Here is a 19,660-nt window from a genome sequence, read left to right on the forward strand (position 1 = left end):
ACGGCTGATCAAGGAAAACATCTGATCTATCGTCACGGTGAGGCAGGTTCAGGCCAGGCCCTCTCCTCTCTTGGGAGGCTCGGTCGCTCATAGGTGCTCGGCACCACGACGGGTCCTCCGTCGAGTGCTGGCCCCACGCTTGGGGAGGTCAGGTCCGACGATGAGTACCGTCGAGGCATCCGCCGGCACGCAGCGCGGCGAACTCGCTGACTGGTTCCGGGAGCGGATCTCCCACGCCGTCTCCGAGTTCACCGCCGCCACCGCGTTGGTCGTCCTGTTCGTCGCGTTGACCTTCGCGAGCCCCTACTTCCTGACGGCGGACAACCTCTTCAACATCGGGGCACAGACGGCGGTGATCGCCATCATCGCCACGGCGCAGACGATGATCATCATCACGAAGGGCATCGACCTGTCCGTGGGGTCGGTGGCCGCGCTCGCCGGCGTGCTGGGCGCGATGGTCGTCCGCGACCTCGGCTTCTCCCTCTGGGCCGCGACGGCGGTCGCGATCGGCGTCGGCGCACTGGCCGGGCTGTTGAACGGGCTGCTGGTGACGGCGGCCCGGATACCGCCGTTCATCGCGACGCTGGGCACGATGTCCGTCGGCCGCGGTCTCGTCTTCATCATCACCGGCGCGGTCGGCGTCTACGGCCTGCCCCGGTCGTTCCAGCTGCTGGGCAACGGAGAGATCATCGGTGTTCCGTTCGCCGTCGTGATCACCGTCCTCGTGGCCGTCGGGGTCGCCTTCCTGCTCTCGCAGACCCGCTTCGGTCAGTACACCTACGCGATGGGCTCCAACCTGGAGGCCGCGCGCCGCTCCGGCATCCGGGTGGGACGTCACCTGACCGGGGTGTACGTGCTGGCGGGCGTGCTGGTCGGGCTCGGTGGCATGATCGCCGCCTCCCGCGTCAACTCCGGCCAGCCGAACTACGGGATCTCGCTGGAGCTCGACGTGATCGCCGCCGCGGTCATCGGCGGAGCCAGCCTTTTCGGGGGCCAGGGTCGGATCGTCGGGACGATCATCGGTGCCTTCCTCATCGCCCTGGTGCGCAACGGGGCCGTCCTGCTCGACATCAGCATCCACTACCAGCAGGTGATCGTCGGCCTGATCATCTGGGCCGCCGTCTACTTCGACCAGTACCGCCGCCGGCGGCTGGAATCGCGGGGTTGACATGCCATTCCACGAGTCCGAACGAGGAAGGACACACACCATGGCACACACCACCACCAGCCGACCGGAGCGCAAGCCCCTCCTGCGTGCACAGGCCATCCTGGCCGCGGTCGCGGCCACCGCACTGCTCAGCGCCTGCGGCGGCGTCGAGGTCCGGGACGGCGGAGACGGCGCGACCAAGGACGCGAGCGGCCCGTTGAAGCTCGCCGTCGTACCGAAGGCCGTCGGAGCCGACTACTGGAACACGGTGAAGGCGGGCGCGGAGTGTGCCGCGCAGCGCGCGGGGGACGTCACCGTCCAGTGGGACGGGGTGACCACCGAGACCGACGTCGAGGGCCAGGTCAACCTGATCCAGAACTTCGTCACCAAGAAGGTCGACGGCATCGTCTACGCGGCCACCGACTCCAGCGCGCTGGCGCCGGCCACCGACCAGGCGCTCGCCGCCAACATCCCGGTCGCGATGATCGACTCCGGCACCAGCCCGCAGCCGTCGGGCGTGCCGCTCTTCGCCACCGACAACCGCGCGTCGGCGACCGAGGCGGCGAAGCTGCTTGCCACCGAGTTGGGCCCCGGCAACCACGACGTGGCCCTGGTCGAGTTCCAGCCCGGGTCGCAGACCAACACCGAGCGGGTCGACGGCTTCAAGGCCGGCCTCGCCCAGTTCCCCAACCTGAAGCTGGTCGGCCAGCAGCCCAGCCGCAGTGACGTCAACGAGGCGCGGCGGGTCACCGAGAACATCCTCACCGCCAACCCCAACCTCAAGGGCATCTTCGCGGCCAACGAGCCGAGTGTGCTCGGCGCCGCGCAGGCCATCCAGGCGGCGGGCAAGTCGGGCAAGGTGGTCATCATCGGTTGGGACGCCGCCCCCGACGAGGTGGCCGGGCTGCGCAGCGGTCAGATCTCAGCGCTGGTCGTGCAGAACCCGTTCAAGATGGGCTACTTCGGCGTCGACAAGATGGTCAAGCACCTCCGGGACAAGGCACCACTGGCGTCGGCCGACACCGGCGTCACGTTCGTCACCAAGGAGAACATCGACTCGGCGGAGATCAAGGCGGTGCTCGAGCCCAGCTGCGCCAACCCTCCGGTGCAGTGATGGGCGCGACTCCAACGGCCACCGCCGACGCCGGCGAGTTGCCGTCCGCCGGGGACCCGCCGGTCCTGGAGGCCCGCGGCATCGTCAAGCGCTTCGGACACGTCGAGGCGTTGCGTGGAGCCGACTTCACGGTCCACCGAGGTGAGGTCGTCGCGTTGATCGGCGACAACGGCGCGGGGAAGAGCACTCTGATCAAGACGCTCTCCGGTGTGCACCCGCCGGACGAGGGCGAGATCCTGGTGGGTGGTCGTCCGGTGCGGTTCTCGACCCCGGTCGACGCCCGCCGAGCGGGGGTGGAGACGGTCTACCAGGATCTTGCCGTCGCCGACGACCTCAGCGTGGCCGCCAACCTGTATCTCGGCCGGGAGATCCTGCGCTCCGGACCGCTCGGTCGGCTGGGGCTGCTGGACAAGCGCGCCATGCGGCAGGGCGCCGCCGCGGCCCTCGACGAACTCGGTGTGCGGATCCCGCGGGTCACCACCCCGATCGCCATGTTGTCCGGTGGGCAACGGCAGTGCGTCGCGGTGGCCCGCGCCATCATCTGGGCGACCAACGTGGTCATCCTCGACGAACCCACCGCGGCGCTCGGGGTGGTCCAGACCGGGCGGGTCCTCGACGTCGTCCGGCGCGCCCGCGACGCCGGCATGTCGGTGGTGCTGGTGAGCCACAACATGCCGCAGGTGCTCGACATCGCCGACCGGGTCGAGGTGCTGCGCCTCGGTCGCCGTGCGGCCCAACTCCGCGCCGACGAGGTCACCACCGACGACCTCGTCGCAGCGATGACCGGGAGCACCAGCGCGGAACGGGACGAGCGGTGACGGCGGACAGCCTGGCCGACGGCGACGGTTGGCGCGGCCGATGACAGGTCCCCTCGGTCGACGGACCACCCTGGACGCCGCTCGCCCGCCGCTGCGGCTGGGCGCGCTGGGCTTCGGTGCCTCGCAGGGCGGCAACCTCTACCGGACGACGTCGGACGAGGAGTTCGCCGCCGCCGTGGACACCGCGTGGGCAGGTGGCATCCGATACTTCGACACCGCGCCGCACTACGGGCTCGGCCTGTCCGAACGGCGTCTGGGTGCCGCCCTCCGGTCCCGCCCGCGTGCCGAGTACGTGGTGTCCACCAAGGTCGGTCGGCTGCTCGTGCCCTCGCCGGAGACCGCGCACCTGCGTGACCCGCAGGGGTTCGACGTGCCCGCAGATCACCGCCGGGTCTGGGACTTCAGCCGCGACGGCGTACACCGCTCGGTGGAGGCGAGCCTTCGGCGCACCGGCCTGGACCGGATCGACGTGGTGTATCTGCACGACCCGGACGACCATTGGGAGCAGGCCGCGTACGAGGCGGTGCCGGCGTTGGTGGAGCTGCGCGAGCAGGGTGTGGTCGGCGCGATCGGTGCGGGAATGAACCAGTCCGCGATGCTGGCCCGGTTCGTGGCCGAGACCGACGTGGACGTGGTGATGTGCGCCGGCCGGTACACGCTGTTGGAGCAGGGCGCGTTGACCGACCTGTTGCCCGCCGCGCAGGCCCGCCGCGTCGGAGTGGTGATCGCCGGGGCCTACAACTCCGGGTTGCTGGCCCGGGACCTGCCGCCGAGCGACGCCGCCTACAACTACCAGCGGGCGCCGGTGGAGGTGGTCGGTCAGGCCCGCCGGATCGCCCGGGTCTGCCAGGCGTACGGAGTCACGCTGCCCCAGGCGGCGTTGGCGTTCGTCCGTCGGCACCCGGCCGTGGTCTCGACGGTGGTCGGCGTACGGAACGCGGTCCAGGTGACCGAGACCCTGCGCCGCTTCGACGCCGACGTCCCGGACCAGCTCTGGGTGGCGCTGTACGAGGCGGGGCTGCTCGACGTGCAGCCGTGAGGGGCGACGGTCAGGAGCGTGTCGTCTCGGTGGTCGCGTCCGCGTCGTCGGGCGACCCCAGCAGGGACTCCTCCACACCGATCAGGTGGTTGGCCATCCGGGTGCGGGCCCGCTCCGGATCGCGGGCCACCAGGGCCTTCAGGATCGCCACGTGTTCGTCATGGGTACGCCGGTCCGCGCCCTCCTCGTGCAGGCTCCGCCAGAGCCGCCCGCGGATGGTGCGTCCGGCGAAGGCCTCGATCAAGCCGACCAGAACCGGGTTCTCGGCGTGCACGGCGATGATCCGGTGGAAGGCGATGTCGATCTCGAGGATGCGTTCGTGGTCCTGCGGTTTCTGGCCGACCATCCGGGCCGCCTCGTCGAGGAGTTCCCCCGCCTGGGCGAGGGCCTCGTCGGTGATCCTGGTCGCGGCCAGCCGGGCTGCCTCGCACTCCAGCAGCCGCCGGACGGTGTGGATGTGCCGCGGGTCGCCCTGACCCTGGAAGTCCACCACGAAGCCCATCGGGGCCAGCAGTTGTGGCGCGTCGAGGTTGGTGACGTAGGTGCCGTCGCCCTGACGGATGTTGACGATCCCGAGGATCGACAGGGCCGACATCCCCTCGCGCAGCGAGCCGCGGGAGACGCCGAGCGACTCGGCGAGGTCCTTCTCGATCGGCAGTCGGTCCCCGGGCTTGAACTTTCCGTCCAGGATCATCCGCTTGATGCCGTTGACCACTTCGTCAGTGCGAGACATGATCCCCCTAGCGGCCGGCGGGGGTGGCCTTCCCACCCGCGATCACGTACGCCGCCTCCGGAGATGACACGGTAGTCGGGTCTGCCGCCGCCCAGTAGTGGCCGTCCGGAAACCGGTAGAGCGCGATCGACTCGGTGCGCATCCGGGTGGAGTAGCCGGGCTGGTCCGGCAGGACGTAACCGCTGCCCGAGCCGGTGTCGCGGATGACGCACGGGTCGGTGAAGTGCTCGTGCAGGTGGTCGACGAACTCGGTGACCCGGTTGGTGAGATCTCCCGACACCGCGACGTAGTCGAGCACCGACACGTGTTGGACCATCTCGCACAGCCCGACGCCGCCGGCGTGCGGGCAGACCGGGATGTCGAACTTCGCGGCGAGGAGCAGCACGGCGACGATCTCGTTGATGCTGGCCAGTCGGCCGGTGTCCAGTTGGCAGAAGTCGATGGCTCCGGCCTGGAACAGTTGCTTGAACATCACCCGGTTGTGGCAGTGCTCGCCGGTGGCGACGCCGATCGGGGCGACGGCCCGGCGGACGGCCGCGTGGCCCAGGATGTCGTCCGGGCTGGTCGGCTCCTCGATCCACAGCGGCGTGAACCGGGCGAGGGCCGTGACCCACTCGATGGCCTGGCCGACGTCCCACACCTGGTTGGCGTCGATCATCAGGTTGCGGTCCGGGCCGAGGATCTCCCGGGCGATCGCGCACCGGCGGATGTCGTCGTCGAGGTTGGCGCCCACCTTGAGCTTGACGTAGCCGTAGCCGCTGTCGACCGCTTCCTGACACAACCGGCGCAGCTTGTCGTCGCCGTAGCCGAGCCAGCCGGCCGAGGTGGTGTAGGCGGGGTAGCCGGTCCGGTCGAGCTCGGCGAGGCGGTCGGCCTTGGTGCTCTCCTTGGCCCGCAGGATGGCCAGTGCCTCGTCCCGGGTCAGCGCGTCGGACAGGTAGCGCAGGTCCGCGATGTCGACGAGTTGCTCGGGGGACATGTCCACCAGCAGGCGCCACAACGGCTTGTCGGCGAGCCGGGCGACCAGATCCCACGAGGCGTTCAGCACGGCCGCGAGCGAGAGGTGGACGACGCCCTTCTCGGGCCCGAGCCAGCGCAGTTGCGAGTCGGACGTGAGGAGGCGGTAGACCGCCCCCATGTCGGCGGCCATCGTCGCCACGTCCAGACCCACGAGGTTCTGTGCCTGGTGGACCGCCGCGGCGGCGACGATGTCGTTGCCCCGACCGATGGTGAAGGTCAGGCCGTGGCCCGCGAGCGGCGCGCCCACGCTGTCGGTGCCGTCGGTGTGTAGGACGACATAGGCCGCCGAGTAGTCGCCGTCCTTGTTCATGGCGTCTGACCCGTCAGCGGTCAGTGAGGTGGGGAAGCGGACGTCCTCGACGGTGACGGCAGTGATCTGCGGCATGCGCTCCTCGCCCAGCTAGGCCAAAGATCAGATGATCATTCGGAGTATACGGAGGCTGGATCAGGTGCGTCAACGACGTCGATCACCCGCTCGGTGCAAACATCCGACGTTTCTGATCCGGACTGGGCCGCTGACGACAAGGGCCCCCGAGGCGGAGCGGTAGGGGCCGGCGTCGGCGGTCGGGTGGGGTTCTGAAGATTGGATGTTCATTCCGGATGGGCACATCGACGGCGAATTATGGGCAACGTTCCTTACCTCTGTGGACTCTATACATCACACCTCTGTGGATCGCTGCCGCATACCACCCGGCCCCGGACTGCCGGTGCCGGCCGCGGACGGCACGACGAGGTCGCGAGAGGAGGTGCGGTCGGGTGACGGTCGTCACCGCTCGGCCGTCGACACGCCGACACCGACATGTGGGGTGTGACAACCGCTGCATCCCTATATATGGTGTCGAGCGCAGCTGGTTCGGCCGCTCATCCGGCGCGGTCGAGGCAAGAGGGAACCCGGTGGAAATCCGGGACTGTCCCGCAGCGGTGAGTGGGAACGACAGCCGTCATCAGCACTGGGCCACCAAGCGGTCTGGGAAGCGACGGCCAGTAGGAGACCGGCCAACCCGGTCGCGCCCACGAGTCCGAAGACCTGCCAGCGCGCCGCGTACCCGCACCCGGGTGGGCGGCGGTCCGAGGCCGCGTGGGACGGCTGACGCCACCCGACCCACGCCGTACCGGTGTGGCGTCCGTCGGTGTCTGTCTCCTCGCGTCCGGACCACCAGGTCTCGAACTCCGAGGAGCGAGTGGTGACAGTCACCGAGGTAGTCCCGGCCAGCGCCGACGCCGCCCTGCGGCGGACGCCTATGCAGGTCCGCAAGCGCGACGGGGCCACCGAGCCCGTGGACGTGAACAAGATCGTCCGGGCGGTCGAGCGATGGGCCGACGACCTGACCGACGTCGACCCGATGCGCGTCGCCACCCGCACCATCAGCGGCCTGTACGACGGCGCGACGACGGCCGAACTGGACCGGCTGTCCATCCAGACGGCGGCCGAGATGATCGGTGAGGAGCCGCAGTACTCGCGCCTCGCCGCCCGGCTGCTGGCCGGGTACGTCGACAAGGAGGTGCGTCGCCAGGGCATCGCCTCGTTCAGCGCGGCGATCCGGGTCGGCCACGCCGAGGGCCTGATCGGCGACGACACCGCAGCGTTCGTCGCCGCACACGCCGGCGTGCTGGACGACGCCGTCGACGTGGACGGCGACCGGCGCTTCGAGTACTTCGGGCTACGCACGGTGTACGACAGGTACCTGCTGCGTCACCCCACCAGCCGGCTGGTGCTGGAGACCCCGCAGTACTGGCTGCTGCGGGTGGCCTGCGGCCTGTCCCGCACGCCGGACGAGGCGGTCGGCTTCTACCGGCTGATGTCCAGCCTGGCCTACCTGCCCAGCTCACCGACGTTGTTCAACTCCGGCACCCAGCACACCCAGATGTCCTCCTGCTACCTGGTCGACTCGCCGCTCGACGAGCTGGACTCGATCTACGCGCGGTACGCCCAGGTCGCCAACCTGTCCAAGTTCGCCGGCGGCATCGGCATCGCGTACTCCCGGGTCCGGTCCCGGGGCGCGTTGATCCGCGGCACCAACGGGCAGTCCAACGGGATCGTGCCGTGGCTGCGCACGCTGGACGCCAGCGTCGCCGCGGTCAACCAGGGCGGCCGGCGCAAGGGCGCGGCGTGCGTCTACCTGGAGCCGTGGCACCCGGACATCGAGGAGTTCCTGCAACTGCGGGACAACACCGGCGAGGACGCCCGCCGCACCCACAACCTGAACCTGGCCAACTGGGTTCCGGACGAGTTCATGCGCCGGGTCGAGGCCGACGAGATGTGGTCGCTGTTCGACCCGCACGAGGTTCCCGAGCTGCCGGACCTGTGGGGGGAGCGGTTCGACGCCGCGTACCGGGAGGCCGAGGCGCAGGGTCGCTACGTGCGGCAGGTCCCGGCGCGCGAGCTGTACGGGAAGATGATGCGCACCCTGGCCCAGACCGGCAACGGGTGGATGACCTTCAAGGACGCGTCGAACCGGCTGTGCAACCAGACCGCCGAGCCGGGCAACGTGGTGCACCTGTCCAACCTCTGCACCGAGATCGTCGAGGTGTCCAGCGACGCCGAGACGGCCGTGTGCAACCTGGGTTCGGTGAACCTCGCCGCCCACCTGGTCGACGGTGGCATCGACTGGGAGCGGCTGCGCGCCACGGTGCGTACCGCGGTGACCTTCCTCGACCGGGTGATCGACATCAACTACTACCCGACCCCGCAGGCGGCGGCGAGCAACCCCCGCTGGCGGCCCGTCGGGCTCGGGCTGATGGGCCTGCAGGACGTCTTCTTCGCGCTGCGGCTGCCGTTCGACTCGCCGGCCGCCCGGGAGCTGTCCACCCGGGTCAGTGAAGAGCTGTACCTGACCGCGCTGGAGACCTCCGCCGACCTGGCGCGACAGTTCGGCGCGCACCCGACGTACCCGCAGACCCGGGCCGCGCGGGGCCAGTTGCAGCCCGACCTGTGGGGTGTCGAGGGTACGCAGACCGCCCGGTGGGACGCGCTGCGGGAACGGGTCGCGGCGCACGGGCTGCGTAACTCGCTGCTGGTGGCCGTCGCCCCGACCGCGACCATCGCCTCGATCGCCGGGTGCTACGAGTGCATCGAGCCGCAGGTGTCGAACCTGTTCAAGCGCGAGACCCTGTCCGGGGAGTTCCTCCAGGTCAACACCGCTCTGGTCCGCGAGTTAAAGGCCCGAGGGCTGTGGACCGACCGGATCCGGTCGGCGATCAAGCGGGCCGAGGGGTCGGTGCAGGACATCGCCGAGCTGCCGGCCGGCGTCCGCGAGTTGTTCCGTACCGCGTGGGAGCTGCCGCAGCGGGCGCTGATCGACCTGGCCGCCGCCCGTGCCCCGTTCATCGACCAGTCCCAGTCGCTGAACCTCTTCCTGGCCGCGCCGACCATCGGCAAGCTCTCCTCGATGTACCTGTACGCCTGGAAGGCCGGGCTGAAGACCACCTACTACCTGCGCTCACGGCCGGCGACGCGGATCCAGCAGGCCACCGTCAGCGCCGTCGCGCCCGTAGCCGTCGCGCCCGTCGCCCTCGACGCGGACGCGCTGGCCTGCTCGCTGGAGAACCCCGAGTCGTGCGAGGCCTGCCAGTGACCCCCGCCGACACCACCACCACCGACGCCCGCACCACCGACACGAGGACCACGCACATGCTGCTCGACCCCGGGATGGACCTCACCCTCCGCCCGATGCGCTACCCACACTTCTTCGACCGCTTCCGTGACGCCATCCGCAACACCTGGACGGTCGAGGAGGTCGACCTGCACGCCGACCTCGCCGACCTGGACAAGCTGTCACCGGCCGAGCGGCACCTGGTCAGCCGTCTGGTGGCGTTCTTCGCCACCGGCGACACGATCGTCGCGAACAACCTGGTGCTCAACCTCTACCAGCACGTCAACAGCCCCGAGGGTCGGCTCTACCTGTCCCGGCAGCTGTTCGAGGAGGCCGTGCACGTCCAGTTCTACCTCAACCTGCTCGACACGTACGTGCCCGACGAGACCGAGCGGTTCGAGGCCTTCGCGGCGATCGAGAACATCCCCTCGATCCGTCGCAAGGCCGAGTTCTGCTTTCGCTGGATCGACTCGCTGAACGACCTGCGGGAGCTGCGGTCCCGGGAGGACCGTCGGACGTTCCTGCTCAACCTGATCTGCTTCGCCGCCTGCATCGAGGGGCTGTTCTTCTACGGCGCGTTCGCGTACGTCTACTTCCTGCGCTCCCGTGGCCTGCTGCACGGGCTCGCCTCGGGTACCAACTGGGTGTTCCGCGACGAGTCCATGCACATGGCGTTCGCGTTCGACGTGGTGGACACCGTTCGCGCCGAGGAGCCGGACCTGTTCGACGACGACCTCGCCGAGCAGGTGCGGCAGATGCTCACCGAGGCCGTCGAGTGCGAGGTGCAGTTCGCCGAGGACCTGCTGGGCCACGGCGTGCCGGGCCTGACGTTGGCCGACATGCGGGAGTACCTCCAGCACGTCGCCGACCGCCGGCTCGCTCAGCTCGGCATCGCCGCGCACTACGGGTCGAGCAACCCGTTCGCCTTCATGGAGTTGCAGGACGTGCAGGAGCTGTCCAACTTCTTCGAGCGCCGGGTGTCGGCGTACCAGGTCGGGGTGAGCGGCACTGTCGCCTTCGACGACGATTTCTAGGCGGCGACCGGTCCGGGGGCCCGGCGTCGCTTGGTGAGCCATCGCATCACGTGCAGGGGGTGCGACGCCGGGTCCGGAATCGGGTGGAAGACGTGCTCCACCACGCCGTCGGCGATGATCAGGGTCAACCGCTCGTAGAGCGTCATGTCGCCCGCCGTGCGGGTCGGCAGGCGCAGCGCGGTGGCCAGGGTCAACCTCGGGTCGGGAATCAGCGGGTAGGGCAGCCGCAGCCGGTAGGCGAGTTCCCGCTGGTACCCGGTCGACTGCGCGGACAGGCCGTACACCCGGGCGGCACCGGCCGCGCGGAGCTCCGCGTGGTGGTCGCGGAACCAGGCGGCCTGCTCGGTGCTGCCCCGGGCGCCGTGCACCTCCAGCAGCCCGTTGGGCAGGTCGACGCCCGGCCGCCCGGTCAGCGGGTACACGAAGATGACGGTGCGCCCGACGCCGAGCGCGCCGAGGTCGACCGGGCGGCCGTCGGTGCCGTAGAACGACAGCGCCGGCAGGCTGGTGCCGACCAGCGCGGCGGGGTCGCCCCCGACCTCGCCACCGCCGGGTATGACCTGGGTCGCTGCCGCGTCCAGGCGCGCGTCCAGCGCGTCCCGCTGGGCGGTCAGCCTGCCGATCCGCTCCTGGAGGGTGGTGATGGTGCTGCGGTACGTCGCCACCGCCGCCGCACACACGTCGGTGTCGTCGGCGCCACCGGCGATCGACTCGACGAACGGCCGGGTCTCCTCGACGGTCAGACCGAGCGCCATCAGCTCGCGGATCTGTGCCACCAACCGCACCGCGATCGGGTCGTACTCGCGGTAGCCGTTGCCGAGCCGCCGGGGCACGACCAGCCCGGCCGACTCGTAGTACCGCAGTGCCCGGACCGTGGTCCCGGTCCGTCGTGCCAGCTCACCCACCCGCATCCCGCGACCCTAAACCCGCACCCTGGGGTACGGGTCAACGTGTCGATCGTCGCGGTGCCAGCACCGCCGTTTCCTGCCAGTCTGGCTGCGAAAAGCCAGTGTGACCAGGGAGTGTGTGATGACGGCAATCAATCGGGTGCGTGCTCGGCAGATCCTCGACAGCCGGGGCAACCCGACCGTGGAGGCCGACGTGGAACTCAGCGACGGCTCGGTCGGCCGGGCGGCCGTACCGTCCGGGGCGTCGACCGGGGCGAACGAGGCGGTCGAACTGCGCGACGGCGACCCCGCCCGCTTCCACGGCAGGGGCGTCACCACGGCGGTCGCCGCCGTCAACGGCGAGATCGCCGACGCGGTGCGCGGGCTCGACGCCGAGGACCAGGCGTTGATCGACGAGACGATGATCGATCTCGACGGTTCGAAGGACAAGGGGCGACTGGGCGCCAACGCGATCCTCGCGGTGTCCCTGGCGGCGGCGAAGGCCGCGGCGGCAGCGCACCGCCAGCCGCTCTACCGCTACGTGGGTGGCGTCGGCGCCCGCCTGCTGCCGGTGCCGATGATGAACATCGTCAACGGTGGCGCGCACGCCGACAACCCACTCGACTTCCAGGAGTTCATGATCGCCCCGGTCGGAGCGCAGAGCTTCGCCGAGGCGGTCCGGATGGGCTCGGAGGTCTTCCACACCCTGAAGGCATCGCTCGCCGCGGCCGGTCACCACACCAACGTCGGCGACGAGGGCGGGTTCGCACCGGCCTTCACGACCGCCGACGAGGCGCTGGGTTTCGTGCTGCGCGCCGTCGAGGAGTCCGGCTACCAGCCCGGCGCCGACATCACGATCTGCCTCGACCCGGCCAGCTCGGAGTTCTACCGCGACGGCGTCTACGCCTACGCGGGCGAGGGGCGCGAGCGCACCGTCGAGGAGCACGTCGACCACCTGCTCGACCTGGTCTCCCGGTACCCGATCAGCTCGGTCGAGGACCCGATGGCCGAGGACGACATCGCCGGCTGGCAGCGGCTGACGGCACTGGCGGGGGAGCGGGTGCAGTTGGTCGGCGACGACGTGTTCTGCACCGACGTCGACCGGCTGCGCGACGGGATCGAGGGCGGTTACGCCAATGCGATCCTGGTGAAGGTCAACCAGATCGGCACGCTCACCGAGACCCTCGCGACTGTCGACGCCGCCCACCGGGCGGGGTACCGGGTGGTGATGTCGCACCGCTCCGGCGAGACCGAGGACACCACCATCGCCGACCTGGCCGTGGGCGTACGCTGCGGCCAGATCAAGACCGGCTCGCTGTCGCGCTCGGACCGCACGGCCAAGTACAACCAGCTCATCCGCATCGAGGAGGAGCTCGGCGATCGCGCCGTCTACGCCGGGAGGGGAGCCCGCTGATGGTCGACGTCACCGTCCGACCGATGACCGACGCCGACGCCGATCGGGTCCTGGCCATCTACCAGGCCGGTCTCGACGCCGGCAACGCCAGCTTCGAGGTCACCGCGCCGACCTGGTCGGCGTTCGACGCCGCGCGTCTGAGCGCGCACCGGTTCGTGGCCGTCGACCGCCCCGGCGCGGTCGTCGGCTGGGTCGCGGTCTCGCCGATCTCGACCCGGGAGGTCTACGCAGGTGTGGTCGAGCACTCCGTCTACGTGGACCCGGCCGCCCAGGGCCGTGGCGTCGCCCGACTGCTGCTGGATGCGCTGATCACCTCCACCGAGGCGGCCGGCATCTGGACGATCCAGTCCGGGGTCTTCCCGGAGAACGGCGCCAGCCTGGCACTGCACGAGCGGGCCGGGTTCCGGGTGGTCGGCGTACGCGAGCGGGTCGGTCGCCACCACGGACGCTGGCGTGACGTGGTCCTCATGGAGCGGCGCAGCCCCACCATCACCTGACCGGCCCGGGCCGTCACCGTCGGCTGGCGCAGGCCACGCAGGTACGCGCCGACGGGCGGGCGACCAGCCGCTCGGCGGGAATGGGACGAGAGCACCGTTCGCACACGCCGTAGCTGCCGTCCTCGACCCGTGCCAGCGCGACGTCCAGCTCCGCCAGCCGGCGGCGCGCCGCGTCCAGTACGGCGCTGAGCTGTGCGCGTTCGAAGGCGATCGTGCTGCCCTCGGGGTCGTGTTCGTCGTCGGCGTTCGACGCCCGGGACGCCTCGAAGAGGCTGCGCAGGTCGCCGTCCAGGGCGGCGACCTGCGCCTCGGTCTGTGCGCGTAGCCGCACCAGTTCCTCGCGGACCGCGTCGGAGTTCCTGTCCATGGCTGTTCCACGGTACTGCGGGATGACAGTGGTCACGGTTCTGGCGTTCCGAGACGACCGGCCCGCGCACGACACGTCGTGCGCGGGGGTCGCGCCTACATGAAGTTGCGGGTGTGCAGGGCCGAGAGCGCGGCGGCCTCGTCGGGCGGGAAACCCAGGCGTACCAGCCGGCGCTGGCGCCCCTGGTCCATCGCCCGTTGCAGGGCCTGCACCCGGTCGAAGCCGGCCGACACCTCGGCGGGGTGCCAACCACCCGCGGCGAGCACCACCAGCGCGTCGAAGACGTCCGCGTTGAGACCGGCCGTGTCGGCGAGAGCGTCGTGGCGACGGTGGATGGCCGCCCGCAGCCGGTCGCGCAGCAGCGGGTCGAGCTGTGCCTGATGCTCCAGGTGGGCCATGCCGAACACCACGTGCCGGCGCTCGTCCTGCATGGCGAGCCAGCAGATCCGGCGGGTCACCGGATCCGGCGCGAACCGGTGCAGGAACGAGAGCAGGTCGACGAAGCTGCCCTCCCCGAGCACGGACAGCAGGAAGGAGGCCAACGCGAAGTCCGACTCCGTGACGAGCGTGAACAGCGACTGCCGCCCACCGGCCGACGACGTGCCCAACTCGGTGCCCCGCAGCAGCGCCCGCCGGCCGAACACCTCCATGTGCCGGGCCTCGTCGGCCATCTGCACCGCGAGGAGCTGCACCACCTCGCGGAAGTGCGGGTGGATCCGCCCGACGAACCGGGCCGGAACGACCAGAGCTGCCTGCTCGTTCTCGACCAGGTAGGTCATCACCTGGACCACTGCGGCCTCCACGTCGGCCGGCAGCGTGAACGGATCGTCCCAGGGCACTGCGGTCTGCGGGTCCCACTGTCGCGCCGCCGCCTGGGCGTAGAGGTGCGGAGCGACGTCGGCCCACACCAGGTCACGGTCGTCCAGGTCGAACCGGGCCTCGGGGCCACCGGCTTCCAGCAGCGCGCCCCGAGCACCCAGCCCCCACCGCGCCGGCGGGCGGCTGCTGAGCGGCGTCGGCAGGGCTGGCCCGGCCCGCTCTGCGCCGAACCAACGGTCGTCGTCCGCCGTACCCCGCACGATCACCGCGACCAGGTCGCTCCGGTCGTCACGCGCGGGCGACTCGACCCGATGGCCCCGGCCACGACACCAGGCGGGCAGGTGTACGCGCAACGCCGGGTCGCGGCCGGCGACCGCCAACCGGCCGCCGGGCGGCAGCCCGGCCAGGGCGCGTTGCACGAGCAGGTGCGCGCCCCGGCCGAAACCCAGGTCGCCGAGGTCGACCTGGGCGACCGGTGTGGCGTTCACGGCCGGTAGTCCGAGGCCGTCACCCGCCCGTCGGGGGAGTAGAAGCCGATGGCGTCGACCGCCCCGGTCAGGGCGTCGTACCCGGTGGCGCGGCCGTCCTTCCAGGCCGTCAGCCCCTCCAGGTCGAGCAGCGGACGCACCTGCGGATCGGTGTACGACATGCCGAGCAGCAGCGAACCGAGGAGCCGGACCCCGGCGGTCTCCGGACCACGGACCGTCATGTTGCAGTGGTCGTAGGGCGCTGTCTGCGCGATGATCCGGGTGCCGTCGGGCGGCAGTGTGCCCTCCCGGACGAACGCCAGGTGGTTGGCGTCGATCATGCAGGCGGCGTCGACCTCGCCGGCGGTCAGGGCGCGGGCGGCGTCGCGCTCACCACCGATGTGGTCGCCGTGCAGACCGACGCCGACATCGAAGCGGCGTACGTCGACAGCGACCCCGGCCGCCGCGAGGTGAGCCAGCGGAATCAACGTCGCCTGAGGGCTGTCCACCGCTCCGACGGCGACCGTCATCCCGGCCAGGTCCGCGGCGGAATGCACCGGCGAGTCGGCCCGGACCACCACGACCGACGTGAGGTCCTGGTCGGTGTCGCGCATGGCCAGCGCGCGCACTGTCGTGCCGTTGGCGCCCGCCAGTCGTTCGGCGCGCAGCCAGGCCAGGGGGGAGTTCCACGCCGCGTCGATCCGCCCGGCGACGAGATCCTCGACCTGCCGCTCGTAGTGCGAGTAGAGGACGAAGTCGAAGTCCAGGCCGCGTCCGCGCAGCCACGCACGGAAACCCTCCCAGATGGTCACCACCTTGGGGTCGTACGCGACAGCGCCCATCACGACGCCGGGCACCGGCATCAGCGGTTCGCCTCGTCGAGCAGCGGCAGGCCGGTGGCGACCCGACCGACGAAGTCGTGCAGCGCGTCGGTGGTGGGCGCCATCACCCGGGCCGCGCGCGAGTCGCGGAAACGACGCTCGAGACCCAACTCCTTGCGGAACGCGCTGCCACCGCAGAGCTGCATCGCGCCGTCGGTCACCTCGGCGACGGTCTCGCCGGCGAGCGCCTTGACCTGCAGCACGCGCAGCATCGCGTCGTCCCGGCCGGTTTCCAGAGCGGTGAGGGTGTCACCCAGGAAGGCACGCAGCGCGTCGGTGCGGATCATCAGTCGGGCGAGGTCCCGGCGGGTGACCGGAGCGTCGCGCAGGGCGGTGCCGGTGTGTGCGAGCGTGGTCGCGGTGAGGTGGCGGCCCGCCTCGGCGACCGCGCTGTCGGCGAGACCGAGACAGAACGCGGCGTTGAGCACCAGGAACCAGGGCAGGACCGCGCCGAGCGCGGTGTCGAGCCCCGCGCCGTCGGCCGCCAGCATGGCCGACGACGGGACCCGGAGCCCGTCGGCGGTCATCGGCCGGGAGCCGTTGCCGCGCAGGCCGAGCCCGTCGAACTCACCGGCGACGGTCAGGCCGGGGCTGTCGGCAGGCACGAGCCACAGCGTCATCGGGCCGTCGGCGGTCACCGGGAGACTCGACCAGACGTAGCTGGTGGCCTCGCCGGCCGAGGTGACCCAGCTCTTGCGGGCGTCGAGGCGGACGCTACCGTCGTCGGTGGTGGTCGCGGTGCCGGTGGGTGACCAGAAGTGGCTGCGTGACCCGTACTCGGAGAAGGCCAGGGTGCTGAGGTGACCGCCGGTTGCGATGGCCGCGCGGACCTCGCGCGGGCCGTGTGCCTCGATCACGGCGGTCGCCGCGTAGTGCATGAGCACCACCATCGCGGTGGAACCGCACTCGGCGGCCAGCCGTTCGACGACCTCGGCGACCGTCCGTATGCCGTGGCCGCCGCCGCCGACCTCGGTGGAGGAGGCCAGGCCGAGCAGACCGGCCGCGGCGAGCGCGTCGACACCCGGCCGGGGGAAGACACCATCCCGGTCGACCGACGCCGCCTGCGGACGGATCACCTCGGCGATGACGGCACCGAGCCGGTCGGCGACGTCGGCGGTGGACTGAGCACTGTCGACAGTGGTCGTCATGCTGGTGCCCCTTCGGCCGAGGCGGTGGGACCGCCGCCGACACTATCCGAAACGGAGTACGCAGCGCGAGTGTCGGATCACCCTCTGGTACGCGCGCCGTCCCGGTGTGGCCGGCCGTGCCCGTCCTCCCGGTCGATCCGCAACTCCCGCTCCAACTCGGCGATGACCGCCCGCAGGTCGTCCAGCCGTTGGGTCAGCGCGATGCGGTCCACCTCGTCCGGTACGCCGTCGCCGTCCTCGTCGTAGTCGGGGGCCAACCGCTCGGTCATCTCCAACCGGCGCGCCTCCTCCATCGAGTTGACGATGACCGCGATGAGGATGTTGAGCAGCAGGTTGACGGTGACGACCACGTAGCTGACGTAGTAGAGCAGGGTCCACGGCGAGATGGCCATACCCTGCTCGATGAGGCCCGGCAGCGTCTCCAACGACAACAGCACGAACAACGTCAGCAGCGACCGGCCGATGTCGCCGTACTCTTCCGGGTACCTGTTGCCGAAGATCAGCCAGCCGGCCATGCCGTACACGTAGAGCGTCACCACCGCCAGGGCGAGGAAGCCGGTGACGCCGGGCAGGCTGCGCCACAGCGCGGAGACGATGGTCCGCAGGCCCGGCGAGAACCGCACCAGCCGGACCATGCGGGCGACCCGCACGACCCGCAACAGTGCCGGGTCGCCGTGCAGGCCCGGTATGAAGATGGCGGCGATCACCACGAAGTCGAAGACGTTCCAGCCGTGCCGGAAGAAGTCCTGCGGACGTCTGCCGTACGCAGCGAGTCGGACGCCGATCTCGACGACGAAGACGGCGCGGAAGAACAACTCCAGCCAGTGCAGTGCCGTGCCGGCCGGGCTGAGGTCGTCGTAGGTCTCCAGGCCGAGCACGATCCCGTTGGCAAGGATGACCACGACGATGGCGATCTCGAAGGGGCGCGACCGGGAGAGGCGAGCGCAGCGGGCGGCCCAACCGGATCGGTGGGGTGAAGGTGTGCCCGGCCCGCCTCGCTGGGCGGGCGCGGGTGCGTCGCTCACCAGCCGGCCGGCTCGATCGGGCGCGCCGGGGCCGTGGCGGGGGCCCACCTCCGGCCGTCGTGGTGGCGGTGCGGATGGTGTTCGGGCATGCCCACCACCCTAGCCAAGATCAATCAATGTGGGAGGCGTCGCGCGAGGGGCCGAACTCGTCGAGCGGCCCCTGCGAGGTCTGCTCACCGAGGAGCAGGACGAGGGCGAGTAGTCGGCGCGGGGCGGTCGGCCCCGGTGCTCCGGCGGGCGACGGGACGCCCGTCCCGCCGCCCGCCGGGATCGCTGTGGCCGATGGCCAAGGTCAGGCCTGCGCGGCCCGGATGGCGTCACGCAGCGGGGTGCTCGGGCGCCCGATCAGACGGCTGAGGTCGTCGCTGTCGGTCACCAGCTCGCCGATCGCGATCGAGTTGTCGAGTGCGGCGACGAATCCGGCCGTGCCCGCGTCGAGGCCGACGTTCTCCAGCGCCGAGGCAAGCTCGGCGGCGGACAGGTCTCGGTGGGCGACCGGGGTGCCGGTCACCTCCGTGACGGCCTCGGCGAGCTCGTCGAAGGTGAACGGGGTGCCGCCCAGCTCGTAGACGGCGTTGCCGGCCTCCTCGCGGGTCAGCGCGGCCACCGCGGCAGCCGCGTAGTCGGCCCGGGTCGCGGCGGAGATCTTGCTGCCGCCGGTGGCGCCGAGGATGGTGCCGGACCCCAGGTACTGCGGCAGCTGGTCGGTGTAGTTCTCGGTGTACCAGCCGTTGCGCAGCACTGTGTAGGTCAGGCCGGACGCGGCGAGGACCTCCTCGGTGGCCTTGTGCTCCGGGGCGAGGGGGTTCGTGGTGGAGTCCGCCTTCAGGATGCTGGTGTAGACCAGCCGTTCGACCCCGGCGAGCTTGGCGGCGTCGACGACCGCGGTGTGCTGCGGGACGCGCTGACCGGGGGTGTCGCCGGAGATGAGCAGCAGACGGCGTACGCCGGCTACGGCGCCGGGCAGGGTCGACGGGTCGTCGTAGTTCGCCTTACGGATCTCGACCCCGCGCGCGGCCAGGTCGGCGGCCTTCTCCGGGCTGCGGACGATGGCGGCGATCTCGGCGGCCGGTACGCCGCTGTCGAGCAACTGCCCGATCACCAGGCGGCCCAGGCGGCCGGTGGCGCCGGTCACGGCGTAGGTGGGCATGGGAACCTCCGATGCGTGGTGTCAATTCTGCATGCACTTACGAATCTACAGCACTATCTTCGAGTAACCGTGAGGTAGGCTGGTGAGGTGAGCGACATGCCCGCCCAGGACCCGGCGGGGCCTACCCAGGAATTCGTCAGCGATGTCTTCGCCCGAGGGTGCACCTCCCGGGCGGCCTTCGAGGACGTCACCTCGAAGTGGGCCTCGCTGGCCCTGTTGGCGCTCGGCGAGGGTCGCTACCGGTTCAACGCCCTGCGTCGCCGGATCGACGGGGTCAGCGAGCGGATGCTCTCCCAGACCCTGCAGACACTCGAACGTGACGGCATGCTCACCCGCGAGGTGCTCACCGCGATCCCACCCCGCGTCGAATACTCGCTGACGCCCCTCGGCGCTCGGGTCGCCGAACAACTACGCGGCCTCGCCGACCTGCTGGAGGCATCGGTGCCCGAGGTGCAGGCCGCCCGCGACACCCGCGAGCGCGACCGGAGCTAGGTGTTGTCCTGCGCG

18 protein-coding genes and 1 riboswitch are annotated in these 19,660 nt (G+C 70.8%); of the genes, 9 read left to right on the top strand and 9 right to left on the bottom strand.

Translation table 11 applies throughout. The features are described 5' to 3' along the window. Positions 1-160: 160 nt before the first annotated feature. The 4 genes from O7614_RS15090 to O7614_RS15105 are packed head-to-tail and all read left to right on the top strand — an operon-like array spanning position 161 to position 4,118. The gene (locus tag O7614_RS15090) at positions 161-1,168 is read left to right on the top strand and encodes an ABC transporter permease (protein WP_278139087.1); all 1,008 of its coding nucleotides are present in this window, start codon (positions 161-163) and stop codon (positions 1,166-1,168) included. A 40-nt stretch (positions 1,169-1,208) separates the two neighbouring features. Beyond that, on the top strand, positions 1,209-2,261 hold the full coding sequence (locus O7614_RS15095; RefSeq protein WP_278139088.1) for an ABC transporter substrate-binding protein: 1,053 nt from the start codon (positions 1,209-1,211) through the stop codon (positions 2,259-2,261). Further along, on the top strand, positions 2,261-3,079 hold the full coding sequence (locus O7614_RS15100) for an ATP-binding cassette domain-containing protein (protein WP_278139089.1): 819 nt from the start codon (positions 2,261-2,263) through the stop codon (positions 3,077-3,079). The genes O7614_RS15095 and O7614_RS15100 overlap by 1 nt, the downstream gene beginning before the upstream one ends. A gap of 40 nt (positions 3,080-3,119) precedes the next feature. Then, positions 3,120-4,118 (top strand): aldo/keto reductase, encoded by a 999-nt coding sequence (locus O7614_RS15105; protein ID WP_278139090.1) that lies wholly within the window; start codon positions 3,120-3,122, stop codon positions 4,116-4,118. 10 nt (positions 4,119-4,128) lie between these two features. Here the strand turns inward: O7614_RS15105 and O7614_RS15110 are convergent, their stop codons facing one another. Next, the gene (locus O7614_RS15110) at positions 4,129-4,851 is read right to left on the bottom strand and encodes a FadR/GntR family transcriptional regulator (RefSeq protein WP_278139091.1); all 723 of its coding nucleotides are present in this window, start codon (positions 4,849-4,851) and stop codon (positions 4,129-4,131) included. Positions 4,852-4,858: 7 nt separating this feature from the next. Beyond that, on the bottom strand, positions 4,859-6,256 hold the full coding sequence (locus O7614_RS15115; RefSeq protein ID WP_278139092.1) for an enolase C-terminal domain-like protein: 1,398 nt from the start codon (positions 6,254-6,256) through the stop codon (positions 4,859-4,861). 447 nt (positions 6,257-6,703) lie between these two features. Continuing rightward, a riboswitch (cobalamin riboswitch) is annotated at positions 6,704-6,921 on the top strand. A gap of 191 nt (positions 6,922-7,112) precedes the next feature. Here O7614_RS15115 and O7614_RS15120 point away from each other — a divergent pair. Together O7614_RS15120 and O7614_RS15125 are read left to right on the top strand one after the other, a co-directional pair. Beyond that, positions 7,113-9,446 (top strand): ribonucleoside-diphosphate reductase subunit alpha, encoded by a 2,334-nt coding sequence (locus tag O7614_RS15120; RefSeq protein ID WP_278142265.1) that lies wholly within the window; start codon positions 7,113-7,115, stop codon positions 9,444-9,446. 56 nt (positions 9,447-9,502) lie between these two features. Beyond that, positions 9,503-10,498, top strand: coding sequence for a ribonucleotide-diphosphate reductase subunit beta (locus O7614_RS15125; protein ID WP_278142266.1), 996 nt, complete (start codon positions 9,503-9,505; stop codon positions 10,496-10,498). Here O7614_RS15125 and O7614_RS15130 read toward each other — a convergent pair. Then, positions 10,495-11,409, bottom strand: coding sequence for a MerR family transcriptional regulator (locus tag O7614_RS15130; RefSeq protein WP_278139093.1), 915 nt, complete (start codon positions 11,407-11,409; stop codon positions 10,495-10,497). The two genes, O7614_RS15125 and O7614_RS15130, sit on opposite strands and share 4 nt — an antisense overlap. A gap of 118 nt (positions 11,410-11,527) precedes the next feature. Between O7614_RS15130 and eno the strand changes: the two genes are divergently transcribed. Both eno and O7614_RS15140 read left to right on the top strand, forming a co-directional pair. Then, entirely contained in the window at positions 11,528-12,799 is a 1,272-nt protein-coding gene (eno, locus tag O7614_RS15135) for a phosphopyruvate hydratase (RefSeq protein WP_278139094.1), read from the top strand. Further along, complete coding sequence (locus O7614_RS15140) at positions 12,799-13,296, top strand: GNAT family N-acetyltransferase (protein WP_278139095.1); 498 nt, start codon at positions 12,799-12,801, stop codon at positions 13,294-13,296. Before eno ends, O7614_RS15140 begins: the two co-directional genes overlap by 1 nt. A 13-nt stretch (positions 13,297-13,309) precedes the next feature. Here O7614_RS15140 and O7614_RS15145 read toward each other — a convergent pair whose 3' ends face one another. The 6 genes from O7614_RS15145 to O7614_RS15170 form a co-directional block, all read right to left on the bottom strand. Next, on the bottom strand, positions 13,310-13,663 hold the full coding sequence (locus O7614_RS15145; protein ID WP_278139096.1) for a TraR/DksA C4-type zinc finger protein: 354 nt from the start codon (positions 13,661-13,663) through the stop codon (positions 13,310-13,312). Between the two features lie 95 nt (positions 13,664-13,758). Further along, positions 13,759-14,970 carry a ferritin-like domain-containing protein gene (locus tag O7614_RS15150; protein ID WP_278139097.1) on the bottom strand — a complete coding sequence of 404 codons (1,212 nt, stop codon included), beginning with the start codon at positions 14,968-14,970 and terminating at the stop codon, positions 13,759-13,761. Next, complete coding sequence (locus O7614_RS15155; protein WP_278139098.1) at positions 14,967-15,812, bottom strand: PhnD/SsuA/transferrin family substrate-binding protein; 846 nt, start codon at positions 15,810-15,812, stop codon at positions 14,967-14,969. The genes O7614_RS15150 and O7614_RS15155 overlap by 4 nt, the downstream gene beginning before the upstream one ends. Beyond that, complete coding sequence (locus O7614_RS15160; RefSeq protein ID WP_278139099.1) at positions 15,812-16,978, bottom strand: acyl-CoA dehydrogenase family protein; 1,167 nt, start codon at positions 16,976-16,978, stop codon at positions 15,812-15,814. Before O7614_RS15160 ends, O7614_RS15155 begins: the two co-directional genes overlap by 1 nt. A gap of 77 nt (positions 16,979-17,055) precedes the next feature. Further along, positions 17,056-18,003, bottom strand: a complete 948-nt coding sequence (locus tag O7614_RS15165) for an ion transporter (RefSeq protein ID WP_278139100.1) — start codon at positions 18,001-18,003, stop codon at positions 17,056-17,058. 292 nt (positions 18,004-18,295) lie between these two features. Next, a complete protein-coding gene (locus O7614_RS15170; RefSeq protein ID WP_278139101.1) occupies positions 18,296-19,153 on the bottom strand; it encodes an SDR family oxidoreductase in 858 nt (285 codons plus the stop codon). Positions 19,154-19,249: 96 nt separating this feature from the next. On the opposite strand from O7614_RS15170, the gene O7614_RS15175 reads away from it, so the two are divergent. Further along, positions 19,250-19,645: a helix-turn-helix domain-containing protein gene (locus O7614_RS15175; protein ID WP_278142267.1), complete on the top strand. Its 396-nt coding sequence runs from the start codon at positions 19,250-19,252 to the stop codon at positions 19,643-19,645. The last annotated feature ends 15 nt before the right edge of the window (positions 19,646-19,660 follow it).

Source organism: Micromonospora sp. WMMD961 (genome assembly GCF_029626145.1).
In the GTDB taxonomy this organism is placed as follows: domain Bacteria; phylum Actinomycetota; class Actinomycetes; order Mycobacteriales; family Micromonosporaceae; genus Micromonospora.

Bases quoted from the DNA above. Each gene is read 5' to 3' on its own strand.
- O7614_RS15155 (WP_278139098.1), bottom strand. From the start codon at position 15,812: ATGCCGGTGCCCGGCGTCGTGATGGGCGCTGTCGCGTACGACCCCAAG.
- O7614_RS15100 (WP_278139089.1), top strand. From the start codon at position 2,261: ATGGGCGCGACTCCAACGGCCACCGCCGACGCCGGCGAGTTGCCGTCC.
- O7614_RS15110 (WP_278139091.1), bottom strand. From the start codon at position 4,851: ATGTCTCGCACTGACGAAGTGGTCAACGGCATCAAGCGGATGATCCTG.
- O7614_RS15125 (WP_278142266.1), top strand. From the start codon at position 9,503: ATGCTGCTCGACCCCGGGATGGACCTCACCCTCCGCCCGATGCGCTAC.
- O7614_RS15160 (WP_278139099.1), bottom strand. From the start codon at position 16,978: ATGACGACCACTGTCGACAGTGCTCAGTCCACCGCCGACGTCGCCGAC.
- eno (WP_278139094.1), top strand. From the start codon at position 11,528: ATGACGGCAATCAATCGGGTGCGTGCTCGGCAGATCCTCGACAGCCGG.
- O7614_RS15175 (WP_278142267.1), top strand. From the start codon at position 19,250: ATGCCCGCCCAGGACCCGGCGGGGCCTACCCAGGAATTCGTCAGCGAT.
- O7614_RS15090 (WP_278139087.1), top strand. From the start codon at position 161: ATGAGTACCGTCGAGGCATCCGCCGGCACGCAGCGCGGCGAACTCGCT.
- O7614_RS15130 (WP_278139093.1), bottom strand. From the start codon at position 11,409: ATGCGGGTGGGTGAGCTGGCACGACGGACCGGGACCACGGTCCGGGCA.
- O7614_RS15120 (WP_278142265.1), top strand. From the start codon at position 7,113: ATGCAGGTCCGCAAGCGCGACGGGGCCACCGAGCCCGTGGACGTGAAC.
- O7614_RS15170 (WP_278139101.1), bottom strand. From the start codon at position 19,153: ATGCCCACCTACGCCGTGACCGGCGCCACCGGCCGCCTGGGCCGCCTG.
- O7614_RS15145 (WP_278139096.1), bottom strand. From the start codon at position 13,663: ATGGACAGGAACTCCGACGCGGTCCGCGAGGAACTGGTGCGGCTACGC.
- O7614_RS15115 (WP_278139092.1), bottom strand. From the start codon at position 6,256: ATGCCGCAGATCACTGCCGTCACCGTCGAGGACGTCCGCTTCCCCACC.
- O7614_RS15105 (WP_278139090.1), top strand. From the start codon at position 3,120: ATGACAGGTCCCCTCGGTCGACGGACCACCCTGGACGCCGCTCGCCCG.
- O7614_RS15095 (WP_278139088.1), top strand. From the start codon at position 1,209: ATGGCACACACCACCACCAGCCGACCGGAGCGCAAGCCCCTCCTGCGT.
- O7614_RS15140 (WP_278139095.1), top strand. From the start codon at position 12,799: ATGGTCGACGTCACCGTCCGACCGATGACCGACGCCGACGCCGATCGG.